We start from the raw sequence: 15766 nt of genomic DNA on the forward strand, positions 1-15766 counted from the left end.
TCTTGGGCGAGTCGATGCGATCACGCCAGTCGGGCGGGGGAGAGCATGGCGCTGTCCAGACCGAATTGCTGCAGCTGCTCGGGGAACGGCTCGCCGCGCACCAGCGCCGCACTGGCCTGACCCATCGCCGGCGACGTCTGAATGCCGTAACCGCCCTGTGCCGCAACCCAGAACAGCCCCGGCACTTTTGAATCGAAACCGCTGAGCAGATCACCGTCGGCAACGAAACTGCGCAGACCGGCCCAGGTGCGGGTCGGGCGGCGGATGGTCAGTGTGGTGGCTTCTTCGATCTGATAAATACCCATGGCGATGTCGAGTTCTTCCGGCTGCACGTCGTGCGGTTCAACCGGGTCGGCGTTGGCCGGTGAGCCGAGGAACATGCCGGCGTCGGGCTTCATGTAGAAGGATTCGTCGAGGCTGACCAGCATCGGCCAGTGATGAATATCCACGCCTTCAGGACCGGCAAAGATAAACGCAGCACGACGTTTCGGTAGCAGTCCCAGCGGCTGCGCACCGGCCAGGGCGCCGATCCTGTCGGCCCAGGCACCGGCGGCGTTGATCAGCACCGGTGCGCTGAACGTCTCGCCGTTGGTTTGCACGATCCACAGGCCATCGGCATCGCGATCCAGGCCAAGCACTTCGCAATCGGTGTGGACTTCGCCGTGGTTGCGCCGGATGCCGCGCAGGTAGCCCTGATGCAGCGCGTCGGTGTCGATGTCGCACGCCGAAGGATCGTAGATCGCACCGTGGACTTTGTCCCGGCGCAGGATCGGCAGGCGTGCGCAGGCTTCGTCGGCGCTGAGCAGCTGCATCTGCGGCACGGTGGCTTTGGCGCTGAGGTATTGGTTGTTGAGTTCGGCAGGGTCGCCGATGAAGTCGACGGTCATTTCGCCGCGTGGGGTGAGCAGCGGATGCTCGCAGAAGCCGCTGGGAGGATTGTCGAAGAACGCGCGGCTGGCCTGAGTGAGTGCGCGTACCTGGGCGGTGCCGTAGGCGGCGGTGTACAGCGCGGCGGAACGACCGGTGGAGTGATAGCCGGGATGGGTTTCACGTTCGAGCACGAACACTTTGCCGTGCGGCGCCAGCCAGAACCCGGTGGAAGCGCCGGCAATCCCGCCGCCGATGATGATGAAATCTGCGTGGTTCATGAAACTCTCCGGTGTGTACGCGATATCCAGAAATGACGTCGCCCCCTGTAGGAGTGAGCCTGCTCGCGATAGCGGTCGATCAGCCGACATCAATATCGAATGTCAGACCGCTATCGCGAGCAGGCTCACTCCTACAAGAGATTTGTGGTGAGGTGATAAACCGCATTGGCCAAGGCAATGTCTTCCAGGCCCAGACCGATCGAACGGAAAAACACATGCCGCTGGTAATCAGGGCGCGGGACTTTGTCGCTGAGCAAATCCGCCAGATCGCCCACAATCGATTCCTTGTGCCACCCATGCTGCTCAGCGGCAATCAACATCTCACCCGCCGACCCTGGCGTGGTCTGACGATAGTCGCAGAACACCTGCATGTCGTTGAGGCTGCCCGGCGGCACTTCATGTGCGCGGGGGGCGTTGGTGCTGATCGAGGTGATCAGCGCCGGTTTGCTCAATTCGGCAGGCTCGATCACCGGCCCGGCAGATGAGGTGCAGAGCATGATCACGTCAGCTTCGGCGATAGCGGCCTCGCGGCTGTCGGCAATCTTCAGTGACGGCGCGATGGTCCTCAACACGGCCTGTGTTTCAGGATCTTCCAGCAGCGATGGCGAGTACACGCTGATGCTTTGCCATTCGCGCAAGGTTTTGACGTAATGCAGATGCGCCTGAGCGACTTTCCCGCTGCCGATGATCGCCAGGCGTTGGGCATTCGCCGGTGCGAGGGCGTCAACCGCCACTGCCGTGGTCGCGGCGGTGCGCGCGGTGGTCAGTTCGCCGGCATCGCAGAGCAGCAGCGGTTGGCCGGTTTTCATCGACATCAACAATGTCCACGCCGTCACCAGCGCACCCTGCTCACGAACGATATACGGCGAAGTCTTCACGCCGTACACGCCGTCCTCGGCCAGCACGCCCAGATAATTGATGAAGTCGCCGGCGCCCTGTGGGAATTCCACTAACTGCTGAGCTGGCTGCACGGCGTGACCGGCCGCCAGATCACGGAACAGTTTGCGCAGGATCTGCGGCACGTCGATTCGCGTCAGCAGATCACGGGCTAGGGCTTGATCGATCACGTACGGGGTACCGGACATCTCGCTCTCCAGATCTAAACTTATTTTTCCATTATGGACTTTTAGTTCTGGCGGGCAACCGTCGGGCGTAAAAAAAGCACAGTCCGTTTCCGGCTGCGCTTTTTCGTATCGCGAGGCTTATTGTGGGCGCTTGCGCTCAACCGCGCGGAGCAGATGCGTCGGCGGTGTTTCGCAGCTGATCTTGCGACCGAGCTTTTCTTCGATGGACGGCAACTGATAGGAGTCGTCCTCACCGGCGAAGCTGATCGACACACCGTCAGCGCCGGCGCGACCGGTACGGCCGATGCGGTGCACGTAATCGTCCGGCACTTCCGGCAGGGTGAAGTTGATCACGTGGCTGATACCGTCGATGTGAATGCCGCGACCGGCGACATCGGTGGCCACCAGCACGCGAATCTTGCCTTCGCGGAAACCTTCCAGGGTCTTGATGCGCTTGTGCTGCGGCACGTCACCGGACAATTGCGCGGCGTTGATGCCGTCACGCACAAGGCGCTCCTCGATGCGGCGCACTTCGTCCTTGCGGTTGGCAAACACGATGACCCGCTCCCAACCGTTGTCGTTGACCAGGTTGTAGAGCAGTTTGTATTTGTCGGCGGCGGCCACGGCGTAGATGTGCTGCTCGACGTTCTCGTTGGCGACGTTGGTGATTTCGATTTCGACGATCGCCGGATCCGTGGTCCATTGCTTGGCAAGGTTCATCACGTCTTCGGTAAAGGTCGCGGAGAACAGCAAGGTCTGGCGCTCGGACTTCGGCGGGGTCTGACGAATGATCTGCCGAACCTGCGGGATGAAACCCATGTCGAGCATGCGGTCGGCTTCGTCCAGCACCATCACTTCGACCATGTCCAGGTGCACGTCGCCGCGCTGGTTGAAGTCGAGCAAGCGGCCCGGGGTCGCGACGAGAATGTCGCAATGGCGCGCTTCGAGGTGCTTGAGCTGTTTGTCGAAGTCCATGCCGCCGACGAACGTCATCACGTTGAGGCCGGTGTACTTGGTCAGGTCTGCGGCGTCCTTGGCGATCTGCACCACCAGTTCGCGGGTCGGCGCGATGATCAACGCGCGCGGTTCACCCATGTAGCGCTCTTTGGGCGGCGGCGTCTGCAGCAGTTGGGTGATGATCGAGATCAGGAACGCGGCGGTCTTGCCGGTGCCGGTCTGCGCACGGCCGATGGCATCTTTGCCGGCGAGGGTGAAGCCCAGCACCTGCGCCTGGATCGGCGTGCAGTAAGGAAAGCCCAGGTCCTGGATGGCGTGCATCAGTTCCGGGGCGAGCTTGAAATCGTGAAAGCGGGTTTTGCCTTCCTGCGGCTCGACGACGAAGTCTTCGAGTTTCCAGGGAATTACCGCCGCCTTGGGCTTCGGTTCGCGACGCGGTCTGGCCGGTTTCGGCGCTTCGCTGCGCGCAGGCTCGGCGGCAATTGGCGCGGCCGTAGCGGGTTTTTCTTCTGGCTTCGGTGTGGCTGCGGGAGCGGGGCGGTCGGCCTGTGGGGCATCGGTGCGATGACCGGGGGCGTGCGACGGCGCGCTGGAAACTGGCGCGAGCTGCTCAGCCTCGCTTTTACCGAACATCTTCTTGAGTGCTTTGAGCACGGTCATCTCATCAATTGGTTAAGGAATGTACGCCGGCCAGTGTAATGCAAGAAACGGGCGCGGCGTAGTAGGAGGGATCAAAGGGCAGGGATTGGTCGCCAATCAGCGCAGGCGCTCACTCAACCAGACGCCGATGTCGCGAATCTCTTCAGGTAACACTTCGTGCTCCATTGGGTATTCCTGCCATGTCACGGTGACACCATGCTTCACCAAATGCTCATAGGCACTGCGCCCCATCGAGTTCTGCACCACCCCATCGAACTGACCGTGCAGACACAGCGCAGGAATGCGCTGCTGACTGGCGCAAAGCTCCATCTCGTCAGTGAAGGTCGGCGCATATGTCGACAACGCCAGCACCCCACCCAACGGCCCCTGCCATTTCAGGAATGCGGTGTGCAATACCACGGCGCCGCCCTGGGAGAATCCGGCCAGAAAGATCCGCGAGGCGTCTATTCCGCTGGCGCGTTCGCTTTCGATCAGTTCGATGATGCGATCCGCCGACGCTTCCAACTGGTCACGGTCAATCGCCCGGGCCGGGCTCATGGCCTTGATGTCGTACCAGCTGGGCATGGCATATCCGCCATTTATCGTCACTGGAAGAGTGGGTGCCTGGGGCAGCACAAAACGTGTGCTCAGCAGGCTTTCCTGCAGCGCCTCGGCGACCGGCAGGAAGTCGTAACGGTCGGCGCCGAGGCCGTGCAGCCAGATCACGCAGGCATCCGCGGGCTTAACAGGCTGAAGAATCAAGGGCTCGGTCATGTCTGCTCCAAAAATGTGCGGGCGCTCTCATTGAGTGCGTGATTGAAGTGCGCGCCCGGTTGATCCGTTAACAAGATGTCGCAAGGTTACAAGTTTAGCTATTGACGTGTCGCGCAATGACTTCGGCAAGCGGTGTGGTACGGCCTTTGCTATGAAGCTTTGCGTACGAAGCATCCGTTGCGCGGCGGTAACACTATCAGTGTCAGTCGCGCGATGGGATAGCAACGAATCCGGTGATGGATGTTCGCCAATGGCCGCTACGGGCTTAGCGAACGTGAAAGGGCTACAGCCCGTTCGGCCGATTGGTGAGAAGTGAGTGATCCATGATGTGGATCTTCTCCTACTAGACTCATAGCGAAGGTCTTACGTCGGTTGACCCCAAAAAAAGCCAACACGGGTCAACAACGCCTCAAAAGGGTGCGACAGGACTCAAGCTCCGACACAACAAGAGCAAAACTGGAGGTTTGAATGAAGATGTTGAAATCCACTCTGGCGGTCGTGACTGCTGCAGCAGTACTCGGTGTCAGCGGGTTCGCTCAGGCGGGTGCAACCCTGGATGCGGTACAGAAAAAAGGTTTCGTGCAGTGTGGCGTGAGCGACGGTCTGCCGGGCTTCTCGGTACCGGATGCGACCGGCAAGATCCTCGGCATCGACGCCGACGTTTGCCGCGCTGTGGCCGCTGCCGTTTTCGGCGACGCCAACAAGGTCAAGTTCAGCCAGTTGAACGCCAAGGAGCGCTTCACCGCGCTGCAGTCCGGCGAGATCGACATCCTGTCGCGCAACACCACCATGACCAGCTCCCGTGACGCGGGCATGGGTCTGAAATTCCCGGGCTTCATCACCTACTACGACGGCATCGGCTTCCTGGTAAACAACAAGCTGGGCGTGAAAAGTGCCAAAGAGCTCGACGGCGCGACCATCTGCATCCAGGCCGGTACCACCACCGAGCTGAACGTTTCCGACTACTTCCGTGGCAACGGTCTGAAATACACTCCGATCACCTTCGACACCTCCGATGAAAGCGCCAAGTCGCTGGAATCCGGTCGTTGCGACGTGCTGACCTCCGACAAGTCCCAGCTGTTCGCCCAGCGCAGCAAGCTGGCCTCGCCGAAGGACTACGTGGTTCTGCCGGAAACCATATCCAAGGAGCCACTGGGCCCGGTCGTACGTAATGGCGACGACGAGTGGCTGGCGATCGTGCGTTGGGTCGGCTACGCGCTGCTCAATGCCGAAGAAGCCGGCATCACTTCGAAGAACGTCGAAGCTGAAGCCAAGTCGACCAAGAACCCGGACGTGGCCCGTATGCTCGGCGCTGACGGCGAATACGGCAAAGATCTGAAACTGCCGAAAGACTGGGTTGTGCAGATCGTCAAGCAGGTCGGCAACTACGGTGAAATCTTCGAGAAAAACCTCGGCAAGAGCACTCCGCTGGAAATCGACCGTGGCCTGAACGCCCTGTGGAACAACGGCGGCATTCAGTACGCACCACCAGTGCGCTAATGGTTCTATCACCCGGCGGGCCAACCGCCGGGTGATGTTCTTGTTCCATTTCTTTCGGGGCACTTCATGCAAAATTCTATCGGCGCACCAAAGCAGAGGCTCAGCCTCAGCGATCCACGAGTGCGTGCGTGGCTATTCCAGATCATCACGGTTGTGGCGGTGGTCTCGCTTGGCTGGTACCTGTTCGACAATACGCAAACCAACCTTCAGCACCGGGGCATCACTTCCGGTTTCAGCTTTCTGGAGCGCAGTGCCGGGTTCGGCATCGCTCAACACCTGATCGACTACACCGAAGCGGACAGCTACGCGCGGGTGTTTGTCATCGGCCTGCTCAACACCCTGTTGGTAACCTTTATCGGCGTGATTCTGGCGACGATTCTCGGTTTCATCGTCGGCGTGGCGCGCCTGTCACAGAACTGGATCATCGCCAAACTGGCGACGGTATATGTGGAAGTGTTCCGCAACATTCCGCCACTGCTGCAGATCCTGTTCTGGTACTTCGCGGTATTCCTGACCATGCCGGGGCCGCGCAACAGCCATAACTTCGGCGACACCTTCTTCGTCAGCAGCCGTGGCCTGAACATGCCGGCCGCACTTGCAGCTGACGGCTTCTGGGCGTTCGTGGTCAGCATCGTGCTGGCGATCGTCGGCATCGTGCTGATGTGCCGCTGGGCCAACAAGCGCTTCGAAGAAACCGGTGTGCCGTTCCACAAGTTCTGGACCGGCCTGGCAATTGTGCTGGTGATCCCGACCTTGTGCGCGCTGATCTTCGGCGCTCCGCTGCACTGGGAAATGCCCGAGCTCAAGGGCTTCAACTTTGTCGGCGGCTGGGTGCTGATTCCGGAACTGCTGGCCTTGACCCTGGCGCTCACCGTGTACACCGCGGCCTTCATCGCCGAAATCGTGCGTTCCGGGATCAAGTCGGTCAGCCATGGCCAGACCGAAGCGGCGCGTTCGCTTGGCCTGCGCAACGGCCCGACCCTGCGCAAGGTGATCATCCCGCAAGCTTTGCGCGTGATCATTCCGCCACTGACCAGCCAATACCTCAACCTGGCGAAAAACTCCTCGCTGGCCGCCGGTATCGGTTACCCGGAAATGGTTTCGCTGTTCGCTGGCACCGTGCTCAACCAGACCGGGCAGGCCATCGAAGTGATTGCCATCACCATGAGCGTGTACCTGGCGATCAGTATCAGCATTTCCCTGCTGATGAACTGGTACAACAAGCGCATTGCGCTGATCGAGCGGTAAGGAAAAGCGCATGAGTACTCATACTTTCAAACCCGACATGCCTCCACCCAACAGCAGCATCGGCGTGGTGGCGTGGATGCGCGCGAACATGTTCTCCAGCTGGCTCAACACCCTGCTGACGCTGTTTGCGTTCTACCTGATTTATCTCGTGGTACCTCCGATCCTCAGTTGGGCGATCGTCGATGCCAACTGGGTTGGCACCACCCGCGCCGACTGCACCAAGGAGGGCGCCTGCTGGGTGTTCATCCAGCAGCGGTTCGGCCAGTTCATGTACGGTTATTACCCGATCGAACTGCGCTGGCGCGTGGACCTGACCGTGTGGCTGGCGGTCATCGGCGCAGCACCCCTGTTCATCTCGCGGATGCCGCGTAAAGCGGTCTATGGCCTGAGCTTTCTGGTGCTGTACCCGATCATCGCCTTCACCTTGTTGCACGGCGGTTTCGGTCTGACCACCGTGCCGACCAGCCAGTGGGGCGGGCTGATGCTGACCCTGGTGATCGCCACCGTCGGCATTGCCGGCGCTTTGCCGCTGGGCATCGTGCTGGCGCTGGGGCGGCGTTCGAATATGCCAGCGATTCGTGTGGTCTGCGTGACCTTCATCGAATTCTGGCGCGGCGTGCCGTTGATCACGGTGCTGTTCATGTCCTCGGTGATGCTGCCGCTGTTCCTGCCCGAAGGCATGAACTTCGACAAACTGCTGCGGGCGCTGATCGGCGTGATCCTGTTCCAGTCGGCCTACGTCGCCGAAGTGGTGCGCGGCGGTCTGCAAGCGATTCCCAAAGGGCAGTACGAAGCGGCTGCGGCGATGGGCCTCGGTTACTGGCGTTCGATGGGCCTGGTGATTTTGCCGCAGGCCTTGAAGCTGGTGATTCCGGGCATCGTCAACACGTTCATTGCGCTTTTCAAGGACACCAGCCTGGTGATCATCATTGGCCTGTTCGACCTGCTCAACAGCGTCAAGCAAGCCGCCGCCGACCCGAAATGGCTGGGCATGGCCACCGAAGGCTACGTGTTCGCCGCCCTGGTGTTCTGGATTTTCTGTTTTGGTATGTCGCGCTATTCCATGCATCTGGAACGCAAGCTCGACACTGGCCACAAGCGTTAGGAGTTCTCTGTAAATGAGCGAAGCAATCAAAAAGCCTGTGGGTCCGGAAGGCATCATCCAGATGCAGGGCGTGAACAAGTGGTACGGCCAGTTTCACGTACTCAAAGACATCAACCTCAACGTCAGGCAGGGCGAACGCATCGTCCTCTGCGGCCCGTCGGGTTCCGGTAAATCCACGACGATTCGTTGCCTGAATCGTCTGGAAGAACACCAGCAGGGCCGCATCGTCGTCGACGGCGTGGAATTGACCAACGACCTCAAGCAGATCGAAGCGATCCGCCGCGAAGTCGGCATGGTGTTCCAGCACTTCAACCTGTTCCCGCACCTGACCATTTTGCAGAACTGCACCCTGGCGCCGATGTGGGTGCGCAAGATGCCCAAGCGCAAGGCCGAGGAAATTGCCATGCATTACCTGGAACGCGTACGCATTCCGGAGCAGGCGCACAAATACCCGGGGCAACTGTCCGGCGGTCAGCAACAGCGTGTGGCGATCGCCCGCGCCCTGTGCATGAAGCCGAAAATCATGCTGTTCGACGAACCGACTTCAGCACTCGATCCGGAAATGGTGAAAGAGGTTCTCGACACCATGATCGGCCTGGCCGAAGACGGCATGACCATGCTCTGCGTGACCCACGAAATGGGCTTCGCCCGCACCGTGGCGAACCGAGTGATCTTCATGGACAAGGGCGAGATCGTCGAGCAGGCAGCGCCGAACGACTTCTTCGATAACCCGCAGAATGATCGGACCAAGTTGTTCTTGAGTCAGATTTTGCATTGATGGCGGATGAGTAAAAACCAACCCGGCGATGTGCCGGGTTTGTTTTTTCTGAACGGTTCAGGACACGGAGAGGGATTCGTGTTCTTTGTGGACGATGTGCTCGAAACCTCTCAAGTCTGCACCTTCGCCGAGAGTCTTTACATCGGTTAGCAAGTACGGATAACGATCCAATAAACGCATCAACAGTATGAGCGCCTTGGGCGGCAATACATCGCCGCGCTCATAGCGGGAAAATGCGTTATGCCCACCCCCAGACAGCAGTTGTACCGTCTCTTTTTGCGTCAGGTGCAATTTGCGACGGATACGCTTCATCTCGTCACCAATCATTTGCCTCGCAGCGATAACCAACTCATCACCTGCTTTGCAATACCGCTGCGCACTATCGGTGTCGGGGTCCCATTCGATCTCACCGCACTTCTGGCATTCCCATCCAGAAAGATTATCGACACGACGCTCCATGTCTTTGACTCTCAGGGTTTCGCCGCGCCCCTGAAAATGCCTCATTCCCTCACGCGCCCCGCAGCTGACACATTGCTGGGTTTTCATGGGTTTTTCTCCTTAAAGGAGATCACCGGTGGGCTGCCGCCGGGGCGGTATGTCACCTTGATGTAAATCTCCTGATCTCGCGAATTGATGTGCTACACGTCTTGCCAGATTCGATGATCGTCATAGGTAGTCATCGATTTGTACAACATCCTGGTTTGTAGCTCGAAAACAATCTCCTGCATTTCGCTGACGTTGAAGCCGAGCTTCTCAGCTGACCTTACTGAAGTTTTGGTGAAAGCATTTTGACCCAGTCGCCTCACTTCAGACTTGATCACCGCCAAGTCGTAATGGGGTGTGTTCTTTTCCATAAGAAGCCAAAACCCTGTCCCTGAAATTACCCTTAAAGGGTAATTTTGACCAATCGAAAATGCCGCTCCATGTGTCTCCGATTGACCCTAGGTGGTTGCCGTCCTACATGAGTCTGACTAACATGTCGGAAAATTCATCCTATGATTGGATGAAAAGGCGAGGCTCATGTCCGAAATTTCCCCTTTGATCAAGCGGTCCCTGGTCGATCAGGCTCTGGACCAACTGCGTCAGCGCATCAACAGTGGTGTCTGGCAGGTCGGCGAGCGTCTGCCCACCGAGCCTGAGCTGTGCGCCGAGCTGGGCATCAGCCGCAACACGGTGCGCGAAGCGATGCGCGTTCTGGCGTTTTCCGGGCTGATCGAAATCCGTCAGGGCGACGGCAGTTATCTGCGTGCAGTGGTCGACCCGCTGGATACGCTGAAGGCGTTGTCCCGCTGTTCCCTGGAGCAGGCCCGGGAAACCCGGCACATCCTTGAAGTCGAGGCCATCGGCCTGGCGGCGTTGCGCCGTACCGATGAGGATCTGGCCGCACTGCGCGAAGCGCTCGGCACCAGCGGCAGCCATTACCACGGCGATCTCGACACCTACATCGCCTGCGATCTGGTGTTCCATCGACGTCTGGTCGACGCCGCGCATAACCCGACTCTCAGCGAGCTGTATCGCTATTTCTCCAGCATCGTCGGCGCGCAATTGCGCCAGACCCTGAATATCTCCCCGCGCCGCCAGGAAGTCTTCGACTTGCATATCGACTTGCTCGATGCGGTCGAGCAACGCGACCCGGAACGGGCCAAAGCCTTGTCGAGGCAGTTGATCAATGAACCTTGAAACCGAGAACACCATGTCCCGCACCGAGTTACCCACAGCGTCGAAACGCACCACCGAGCTGGATGAGTTGCTGATTGATGCCGAAGCCGATGACGAGCAGGTGCAGCTAAGCCACCCGTTGGTAAAACGTCCGTGGCTGTTGCTGCTCGGACTGATTCTGGTGGCATTGAACCTGCGCCCGGCGCTGTCGAGCATGGCGCCGTTGCTCAGCGAGGTCTCCAGGAGTCTCGGGCTGTCCGCGGCGCAGGCGGGATTGCTGACTACGTTGCCGGTGCTGTGCCTGGGCCTGTTCGCGCCGCTGGCGCCGATTCTGGCGCGACGTTTCGGCGCTGAACGGGTGGTGTTGGGCATTCTGCTGACGCTGGCCGGCGGGATTATCCTGCGCAGCAACTTCGGTGAGATCGGCCTGTTCGCCGGCAGTGTGCTCGGCGGCGCCAGCATCGGCATCGTCGGCGTGCTGCTGCCCGGCATCGTCAAGCGCGACTTCGCCAGACACGCCGGCACCATGACCGGTGTCTACACCATGGCCCTGTGTCTGGGCGCGGCAATGGCGGCGGGTTCGACCGTGCCACTGAGTGAACACTTCGGTAACAGCTGGGCGATGGGCCTGGGTTTCTGGGTCATTCCAGCCTTGGTGGCGGCGGTGTTCTGGTTGCCTCAGGTCGGCTCGAAGCACGGCGCGCACAACGTCGCCTATCGCGTGCGCGGGTTGCTGCGTGATCCGCTGGCCTGGCAGGTGACCTTGTACATGGGCCTGCAGTCATCGCTGGCCTACATCGTGTTTGGCTGGTTGCCGTCGATCCTCATCGGACGCGGGCTGACACCGACCCAGGCAGGATTGGTGCTGTCCGGTTCGGTGATCATTCAACTGGCCAGTTCGCTGGCCGCGCCGTGGCTGGCGACCCGTGGCAAGGATCAGCGTCTGGCGATCGTAGTGGTCATGGCGCTGACGCTGGCGGGCCTGTTCGGCTGCCTGTACGCACCGATCGAAGGCCTGTGGGGCTGGGCGATTCTGCTCGGACTGGGGCAGGGCGGTACCTTCAGTCTGGCGTTGACGCTGATTGTGCTGCGTTCGCGCGATTCCCATGTCGCGGCGAACCTGTCGAGCATGTCCCAGGGTTTCGGTTACACGCTGGCGTCGATGGGGCCGTTCGCCGTGGGCGTGGTGCATGACTGGACCGGCGGCTGGAATGCCCTGGGCTGGATTTTCGGCATTATTGGCGCCGGCGCAATCCTGGCCGGGCTGGGTGCCGGACGGGCGCTGTATGTGCAGGTGCAAAGCGAAAAGATCTGACGCTATTGAAACTGTAGGAGTGAGCCTGCTCGCGATGGCGGTGCTTCAGTCAGCACAATGTCGACTGCAAGGGCGCTCGCGAGCAGGCTCGCTCCCACAAGGGTTTTGCGTATTGCCGATAGTGTTTCTGGGCGCGGCGGATTATGGTGCTGGCAATCTGTACCTATTTCTTTGGAGATTGCCTTGAGCGAAGCCCATAGCGCCCTGATCACCCGCTTCTACCAGGCCTTTCAGCGCCTCGACGCCGAAGCCATGGCCGCCTGCTACACCGACGATGTCGTGTTCAGCGATCCGGCCTTTGGCGAGCTGCACGGGCGCGATGCCGGCGACATGTGGCGCATGCTCACCACCCGCGCCAAAGACTTCTCGCTGACCTTCGACAACGTCCGCGCCGACGAGCGTACCGGTGGCGCGCATTGGGTCGCGACCTACCTGTTCAGCCAGACCGGCAACATCGTTATCAACGATATCCACGCGCGTTTCGTCTTCCGCGACGGCAAGATCTGCGAGCACCACGACCGCTTCGATCTGTGGCGCTGGTCGCGTCAGGCACTGGGTTTCAAAGGCCTGCTGCTGGGCTGGACGCCGCTGGTGCGCAACGCCGTACGCGCGCAAGCGTTGAAGGGACTGAAGGCATTTCAGGCCGGGCGCTGATAAGATCGCCGCCTGTTTTCCTACACGTTCAGATCCCGAAGTGACCAGCCTTAGCGAACAATCCGTCGATGTTGCCGAACCCGTGAGCAAATCCTGGTTCGTCTACCTCGTGCGTGCCGCCAATGGCTCGTTGTACTGCGGGATCAGCGATGATCCGGTGCGCCGTTTCGCCAAGCATCAAAGCGGTAAAGGCGCACGGTTCTTCCTCTCCAGCCCGGCCATGGCGCTGGTTTATACCGAGCTGTGCCGCGACAAGAGCGATGCACTGCGCCAGGAACGCTTGATCAAGAAACTCAGGAAGAGCGCCAAGGAGTGCCTGGTGGCGTCTTATCAATCTGACTGATTGGTTCCCATCAGGCAGATCTGTAGGCTGCTAAGCAAATGCGCGCTAAGCTGCTGGCTCACTATCTGAGCGGCGGAGCCGAGCATGTCCGAGTTGATTCTCCATCATTACCCGACCTCCCCCTTTGCCGAGAAGGCCCGCCTGCTGCTGGGGTTCAAAGGCTTGTCGTGGCGCTCGGTGCATATCTCGCCGGTGATGCCGAAACCGGATCTGACCGCTCTGACCGGTGGCTACCGCAAGACCCCGGTGCTGCAGATTGGCGCAGACATTTATTGCGACACTGCACTGATTGCTCGACGCCTGGAACAGGAAAAAGCCCTGCCGGCGTTTTTCCCCGAAGGCCAGGAAATGACCAGCGCCAGTTTTGCGGCGTGGGCCGATTCGGTGGTGTTTCAACACGCGGTGAGCCTGGTGTTCCAGCCGGAATCGGTGGCCGTGCGTTTCGGCAAATTGCCGCCGGAAGCGATCAAGGCGTTCCTCGCCGATCGAGCGGGTTTGTTCAGCGGCGGCAGCGCCACGCGTCTGTCCGCCGAGCAGGCCAAACATCAGTGGCCGACGATCATGGCGCGTCTCGAGCAGCAGTTGCAACGCGAGCAGGGGGACTTCCTGTTTGGCGAACCATCGATTGCTGACTTCGCCCTGGCGCATCCGCTGTGGTTCCTCAAGGCGACCCACGTGACGGCGCCGCTGGTGGATGACTATCCGGCGGTTGCGGCGTGGCTGGGTCGGGTGCTGGGGTTCGGCCATGGTGCGGCAAGCGAGATGAGCTCTGCAGAGGCGCTGGAGGTGGCGCGTAACGCGACGCCGGCGGCGTTGCCGGATGAGCAGTTCGTTGATCCGAACGGGTTCAAGCCCAGGCAGCAGGTGGCGATTGCCGCTATCGATTACGGCGTCGATCCGGTGGCAGGCGAATTGCTGTTTGCCGGCAGTGAAGAGCTGATCATTCGCCGTGAAGACGAACGTGGCGGCGTGGTGCACGTGCACTTTCCGCGTTTTGGTTTCCGTATCGAAGCCAAATAACGGATCACACGCAACACTCTGTGGCGAGGGAGCTTGCTCCCGCTGGGCTGCGAAGCGGCCCCTGCTTTTCAGCGCGATAGCAGGTTTGCAGGTTTTGCGACTGCTGCGCAGTCGAGCGGGAGCAAGCTCCCTCGCCACAGGTTATGTGTTATTTCAGGGCGGCGAGAATTTCTTCCGGATCAAACCCGCGAATCAACGTGCCGTTCACATCGATCAGCGGAATCCCGCGTCCGCCCAATGCTTCATACGCCTTGCGCGCTTGGGCATCCTTCTCGATATCAAACTCCTTGAAAGGTATGCCCTTGCTGTCGAGAAAGCGTTTGGTCTGCTTGCAGTAGCCGCACCAGTCGGTGGCGTAGAGCACGACATTGGCCTGCGCGCGCGTCTGCTCCGAGACCATTTGCGAGGGATTGAACACCCGCTCGATCTTGCCCCAGTTCTGGTAGACCACGACTACCAGCAGCACCAGGGCAACCTTCTTCAACACATTGCCGAGCATCAGTTACGCCGCTTCAACTGATCAGTCAGCGAAGTCGGCAGGCCTTTGATGATCAGCGTGCCGTTCTCTTCGTCGTATTCGATCTTCGAACCCAGCAGATGCGCTTCGAAGCTGATCGACAGGCCTTCGGCGCGGCCGGTGAAGCGGCGGAACTGGTTGAGGGTGCGCTTGTCTGCCGGAATCTCTGGTGACAGGCCGTAGTCCTTGTTGCGGATGTGATCGTAGAAGGCTTTCGGGCGCTCCTCGTCGATCAGCTCCGACAATTCTTCCAGGCCCATCGGTTCGCCGAGCTTGGCCTGGCTGCTGGCATAGTCGACCAGGGTCTTGGTTTTCTCCCGGGCCGAGTCTTCCGGCAGGTCCTCGCTTTCGACGAAGTCACTGAAGGCCTTGAGCAACGTGCGCGTTTCGCCGGGGCCGTCGACGCCTTCCTGGCAGCCGATGAAGTCGCGGAAGTATTCCGAGACTTTCTTGCCATTCTTGCCCTTGATGAACGAGATGTACTGCTTGGACTGCTTGTTGTTCTGCCACTCGGAGACGTTGATCCGCGCGGCGAGATGCAGTTGGCCAAGGTCAAGATGGCGCGACGGCGTAACGTCCAGCTCATCGGTCACCGCGACGCCTTCGCTGTGGTGCAGCAGGGCGATCGCCAGGTAACCGGTCATGCCTTGTTGATAGTGGGCGAACAACACATGGCCGCCCACCGACAGGTTGGATTCTTCCATCAGCTTCTGCAGGTGCTCGACCGCCACTTTGCTGAATGCGGTGAAGTCACGGCCGCCTTCCATGTACTCCTTCAGCCAGCCGCTGAAGGGAAACGCGCCGGACTCCGGATGGAACAGGCCCCAGGCTTTGCCCTGTTTGGCGTTGTAGCTCTCATTGAGGTCGGCGAGCATGTTTTCGATGGCTGCGGACTCCGCCAGTTCAGAGTCACGGGCGTGCAGAACTGCGGGCGTGCCGTCGGGTTTTTTGTCGATCAGGTGGACGATGCAATGACGGATCGGCATGGGCTTCTCGGCTGTTGGAAGGGAGGAGGGCAGGCTCCCCCGAAAAAGCGCTCAGTGTA

Annotated in this window: 16 protein-coding genes and 1 pseudogene; 9 read left to right on the forward strand and 8 right to left on the reverse strand. The window is 60.1% G+C overall.

Features of this window, described 5'->3' with window-relative positions:
- Positions 1-20: 20 nt before the first annotated feature.
- The 4 genes from LIS66_RS04765 to LIS66_RS04780 form a co-directional block, all read right to left on the reverse strand.
- Positions 21-1148, reverse strand: coding sequence for an NAD(P)/FAD-dependent oxidoreductase (locus LIS66_RS04765; RefSeq protein WP_227973732.1), 1128 nt, complete (start codon positions 1146-1148; stop codon positions 21-23).
- Between the two features lie 131 nt (positions 1149-1279).
- Positions 1280-2233, reverse strand: a complete 954-nt coding sequence (locus tag LIS66_RS04770; protein ID WP_227973733.1) for an ornithine cyclodeaminase family protein — start codon at positions 2231-2233, stop codon at positions 1280-1282.
- Positions 2234-2350: 117 nt separating this feature from the next.
- The gene (gene rhlB, locus LIS66_RS04775; protein ID WP_123418162.1) at positions 2351-3829 is read right to left on the reverse strand and encodes an ATP-dependent RNA helicase RhlB; all 1479 of its coding nucleotides are present in this window, start codon (positions 3827-3829) and stop codon (positions 2351-2353) included.
- 96 nt (positions 3830-3925) lie between these two features.
- The gene (locus tag LIS66_RS04780; RefSeq protein ID WP_042607717.1) at positions 3926-4582 is read right to left on the reverse strand and encodes an alpha/beta hydrolase; all 657 of its coding nucleotides are present in this window, start codon (positions 4580-4582) and stop codon (positions 3926-3928) included.
- Between the two features lie 468 nt (positions 4583-5050).
- On the opposite strand from LIS66_RS04780, the gene LIS66_RS04785 reads away from it, so the two are divergent.
- The 4 genes from LIS66_RS04785 (at position 5051) to LIS66_RS04800 (ending at position 9213) form a co-directional block, all read left to right on the forward strand.
- Positions 5051-6082 (forward strand): amino acid ABC transporter substrate-binding protein, encoded by a 1032-nt coding sequence (locus LIS66_RS04785; RefSeq protein ID WP_016771583.1) that lies wholly within the window; start codon positions 5051-5053, stop codon positions 6080-6082.
- Between the two features lie 66 nt (positions 6083-6148).
- Positions 6149-7330 carry an amino acid ABC transporter permease gene (locus LIS66_RS04790; protein ID WP_064364408.1) on the forward strand — a complete coding sequence of 394 codons (1182 nt, stop codon included), beginning with the start codon at positions 6149-6151 and terminating at the stop codon, positions 7328-7330.
- Positions 7331-7340: 10 nt separating this feature from the next.
- Positions 7341-8435 carry an amino acid ABC transporter permease gene (locus LIS66_RS04795; RefSeq protein WP_227973734.1) on the forward strand — a complete coding sequence of 365 codons (1095 nt, stop codon included), beginning with the start codon at positions 7341-7343 and terminating at the stop codon, positions 8433-8435.
- Between the two features lie 13 nt (positions 8436-8448).
- The gene (locus LIS66_RS04800; protein WP_007957337.1) at positions 8449-9213 is read left to right on the forward strand and encodes an amino acid ABC transporter ATP-binding protein; all 765 of its coding nucleotides are present in this window, start codon (positions 8449-8451) and stop codon (positions 9211-9213) included.
- Between the two features lie 57 nt (positions 9214-9270).
- Here the strand turns inward: LIS66_RS04800 and LIS66_RS04805 are convergent, their stop codons facing one another.
- Positions 9271-9759 carry a type II toxin-antitoxin system MqsA family antitoxin gene (locus LIS66_RS04805; protein ID WP_042607720.1) on the reverse strand — a complete coding sequence of 163 codons (489 nt, stop codon included), beginning with the start codon at positions 9757-9759 and terminating at the stop codon, positions 9271-9273.
- Positions 9756-10067, reverse strand: a pseudogene (locus LIS66_RS04810) (type II toxin-antitoxin system MqsR family toxin). The gene LIS66_RS04805 and the pseudogene LIS66_RS04810 overlap by 4 nt, the downstream one beginning before the upstream one ends.
- A 166-nt stretch (positions 10068-10233) precedes the next feature.
- Between LIS66_RS04810 and LIS66_RS04815 the strand changes: the two are divergent.
- The 5 genes from LIS66_RS04815 to LIS66_RS04835 all read left to right on the forward strand — a co-directional run bounded on the left by LIS66_RS04815 (position 10234) and on the right by LIS66_RS04835 (position 14204).
- Positions 10234-10893: a FadR/GntR family transcriptional regulator gene (locus tag LIS66_RS04815; protein ID WP_042607722.1), complete on the forward strand. Its 660-nt coding sequence runs from the start codon at positions 10234-10236 to the stop codon at positions 10891-10893.
- On the forward strand, positions 10883-12187 hold the full coding sequence (locus tag LIS66_RS04820) for a CynX/NimT family MFS transporter (RefSeq protein WP_227973735.1): 1305 nt from the start codon (positions 10883-10885) through the stop codon (positions 12185-12187). Before LIS66_RS04815 ends, LIS66_RS04820 begins: the two co-directional genes overlap by 11 nt.
- Positions 12188-12370: 183 nt before the next feature.
- Positions 12371-12841 (forward strand): nuclear transport factor 2 family protein, encoded by a 471-nt coding sequence (locus LIS66_RS04825; RefSeq protein WP_042607724.1) that lies wholly within the window; start codon positions 12371-12373, stop codon positions 12839-12841.
- 40 nt (positions 12842-12881) lie between these two features.
- Complete coding sequence (locus LIS66_RS04830; RefSeq protein ID WP_042607725.1) at positions 12882-13184, forward strand: GIY-YIG nuclease family protein; 303 nt, start codon at positions 12882-12884, stop codon at positions 13182-13184.
- Between the two features lie 84 nt (positions 13185-13268).
- A complete protein-coding gene (locus LIS66_RS04835) occupies positions 13269-14204 on the forward strand; it encodes a glutathione S-transferase family protein (protein ID WP_227973736.1) in 936 nt (311 codons plus the stop codon).
- Positions 14205-14352: 148 nt separating this feature from the next.
- On the opposite strand, the gene LIS66_RS04840 is transcribed toward LIS66_RS04835, so the two are convergent.
- Both LIS66_RS04840 and yejK read right to left on the reverse strand, forming a co-directional pair.
- Entirely contained in the window at positions 14353-14703 is a 351-nt protein-coding gene (locus LIS66_RS04840; protein WP_083354270.1) for a glutaredoxin family protein, read from the reverse strand.
- Entirely contained in the window at positions 14703-15707 is a 1005-nt protein-coding gene (yejK, locus tag LIS66_RS04845; RefSeq protein WP_227973737.1) for a nucleoid-associated protein YejK, read from the reverse strand. Before yejK ends, LIS66_RS04840 begins: the two co-directional genes overlap by 1 nt.
- Between the last annotated feature and the right edge of the window lie 59 nt (positions 15708-15766).

The organism is Pseudomonas sp. HN2 (genome assembly GCF_020736465.1).
In the GTDB taxonomy this organism is placed as follows: domain Bacteria; phylum Pseudomonadota; class Gammaproteobacteria; order Pseudomonadales; family Pseudomonadaceae; genus Aquipseudomonas; species Aquipseudomonas moraviensis_A.